Source organism: Actinosynnema sp. NPDC023658 (assembly GCF_040639995.1).
GTDB lineage: Bacteria > Actinomycetota > Actinomycetes > Mycobacteriales > Pseudonocardiaceae > Actinosynnema.
The window spans coordinates 1-2576 of record NZ_JBFAAX010000800.1; the positions used below are offsets into that span (position 1 = coordinate 1).

Annotated in this window: 3 protein-coding genes; 1 reads left to right on the top strand and 2 read right to left on the bottom strand. The window is 74.1% G+C overall.

The window, feature by feature from the left end; all coding sequences use genetic code 11:
* Together AB0G02_RS34930 and AB0G02_RS34935 are read right to left on the bottom strand one after the other, a co-directional pair.
* The coding region (locus tag AB0G02_RS34930; RefSeq protein ID WP_360803118.1) for an AAA family ATPase at window positions 1-192 on the bottom strand (192 nt) is incomplete at its 3' end.
* On the bottom strand, window positions 192-767 hold the full coding sequence (locus AB0G02_RS34935) for an ABATE domain-containing protein (protein ID WP_360803124.1): 576 nt from the start codon (window positions 765-767) through the stop codon (window positions 192-194). The genes AB0G02_RS34935 and AB0G02_RS34930, both read right to left, overlap by 1 nt.
* 201 nt (window positions 768-968) lie before the next feature.
* On the opposite strand from AB0G02_RS34935, the gene AB0G02_RS34940 reads away from it, so the two are divergent.
* Window positions 969-2567 carry a tannase/feruloyl esterase family alpha/beta hydrolase gene (locus tag AB0G02_RS34940; protein WP_360803121.1) on the top strand — a complete coding sequence of 533 codons (1599 nt, stop codon included), beginning with the start codon at window positions 969-971 and terminating at the stop codon, window positions 2565-2567.
* Window positions 2568-2576 lie beyond the last annotated feature (9 nt).

Sequence of the window (2576 nt, forward strand, 5' to 3'; positions counted from 1 at the left end):
CTGCTCGACCTCCGCTCCGGTCGTCGTGAGGACGCGCAGCCCGGCGATCGCCGCCGAGGAGACGGCTTCCGCCACGAGCGCGGACTTGCCGATGCCGGGTTCACCGCGCAGCAGGACGCCGTTGCGGCCACGCGGTCCGCCGACGAACTCCGCCAGCACCTTCAGCTCCGCGTCCCGCCCGAGCAGCGGCATCACCGCACTCCCAACCGCGACGGCCGCAGCGGCGGGTTGCCGCGCTGCCGCGCGCGGTGGGCCAGCGCCTTCATCTTGTTGCCGCACGTGGTCATCGCGCACCACTCCCGGCGGAAGCCCCGGGACGAGTCCACGTAGACCTGCGTGCACCCCGGACGACCGCACTCCTTGAGCAGGTCGGCCGCCGGGCCACCGAGGACCTCCACCGCGCGGCGGGCCACCGACGACAGCGCCTGCTCCGCCGTGGCCACCCGCACCAGCCCGTCCGCCGTGAGTCGGGGCACGACCGGGGGTCGGGCCGCCACCTCGTTGAGCAGGGCGACGGACGCGGGGTCGTCGCGCTCCCCGACGATGCGGCCGCTGACGAGGTCGTAGACCGCTTCGCGGAGGGCCAGGGCGGTGGCGAGGTCGTCCTCGTCGGCCGGCGCGGTGTCGGCGACCCCGGATTCGAGGAACCACGCGTCGAGCGCGCGTGGGCCGTCCAGCATCTCGCTCGGCTCGGGGTTCCGCCTGGCCCGGAGGGTGCCGACGAAGTCGAGCGCGAGGTCCCCGCAGGGGAAGGCGTGCCGCTGCATCACGTAACCAGTCTGACAGGTTATGGATGGTGCTGCCCAGTCATAACCGGTTTGACAGGTTATGGATTGTCGTGCGAAGGTCTTCCGGTCGTCACTCGGACGGGCCCGGTCACGGGCTCGACGGCTCCCTCACCGCCCGCACGCGTCGTGCGAGCGCACTCCTGGCCCACGTTGGGGCCACGCAGAACCATGGGGAAGTCGATGAGATCCTGGACGAAACTCCTCGCGGCCGCCGTGCCGCTGATCGCGCTGCTGCCGGTGGTGACGGCCTCGGCCGCGCCCGCCGGGCAGGCGGTCGGCGCGACCACGTGCGCTCCGGTGCCCGTCTCCGCCCCCGCGGGTGCGCGGGTCGAGTCGGTGCTGGCCGAGCACCGGCCGGGCGGGACCGTCACGTTCCCGCCGACGCCGTTCTCGGCGCCGGCGCCCATCACGGACGTGCCCGCGTACTGCGAGATCACGGTCACCCTCACCCACGACGGCGACGACCACGTCGCGGTGGCGGTCGCCCTGCCGGACACCGGCTGGACCGGCCGGCTGCAAGCCGTCGGCGGGAGCGCCTACACCGCCGGGGACTTCGGCGCACCGCTGGTGCAGGCCGTCAAGGACGGCTACGCCGGGGTGACGACCGACGCGGGCGTGCCGCTGACGTTCCTCGACACCGGCTGGGTCCTGACCCCCGGCGGCGGAACGCTGCTGACGAACTTCGCGACCCGCTCGGTGCACGAGTCCGCCCTGATCGGCAAGGCCGTCACCCGGGCGTTCTACGGACGGCCGGTGTCGTACTCCTACTGGAACGGCTGCTCGACCGGCGGGCGCCAGGGCTACTCGGAGGCGCAGCGCCACCCGCACGACTTCGACGGCGTCCTGGCCGACGCCCCGGCGGTCGACTGGGCGCGGTTCGCGGTCGCGACCCTGTGGCCGCAGACCGTGATGTACAACGACCGGCACTTCCCGAGCACCTGCGTCCTCGACGGGTTCCGCCGGGCCGCGATCACGGCCTGCGACCCGCAGGACGGCGTCACCGACGGGATCGTCGACCGGCCGGACGAGTGCGGCTACGACCCGCGCACCCTGGTGGGCGCCACCGTGACGTGCGGCGGCCGGGAGGTCACCGTGACGGCCGAGGACGCGGAGGTCGTGCGCAAGATCTGGGCCGGCCCGACCGACGCGCGCGGCCGGAGCCTGTGGGCCGGGCTGCCGAAGGGCGCGGACTTCGCCTGGCTGGCCGGGACGGCGGTCGACGAGGACGGCACCCCGTCGTCCCCCGGTTTCCCGGTCGCCGTCGGCTGGGTGCGGTCCTTCCTGGAGGAGCAGCCCGCCTTCGACACCTCCACGATCACCTACGAGCGGTTCACCGAGCTGTTCCGGCAGTCGGTGCGGGAGTACGACGAGGTGATCGGCACCTCGGACCCGGACCTCGGTGCGTTCCGGCGCGCGGGCGGCAAGCTGATCACGTTCGTCGGCACGGCCGACCAGCTGATCCCGCCCGGCGGCACCCTGGCGTACCGCGACCGGGTGGAACGGCGGCTGGGCGGCGCCGACCGCGTCAACGACTTCTACCGCCTGTTCCTCGCGCCGGGCGTGGAGCACTGCGGTGGCGGCAAGGGCGCGGTCCCGACGAACGCGCTGGGCGCGCTGGTCGACTGGGTCGAGCACGGCGAGGCGCCGGCGACCCTGCCCGCCGCCACGGCCGACGGCACCCGGACCCGCGACCTGTGCCCCTACCCGCAGGTCTCGCGGTACGACGGCCGCGGTGACACGGCGGTCGCGTCGAGCTACCGCTGCACCGGACGCCGTTGACCCGCACAC

What these genes read in the sequence shown, in the direction of transcription:
- AB0G02_RS34940 (WP_360803121.1), top strand. Translation starts at nt 969, where the DNA reads ATGAGATCCTGGACGAAACTCCTCGCGGCCGCCGTGCCGCTGATCGCG.
- AB0G02_RS34935 (WP_360803124.1), bottom strand. Translation starts at nt 767, where the DNA reads ATGCAGCGGCACGCCTTCCCCTGCGGGGACCTCGCGCTCGACTTCGTC.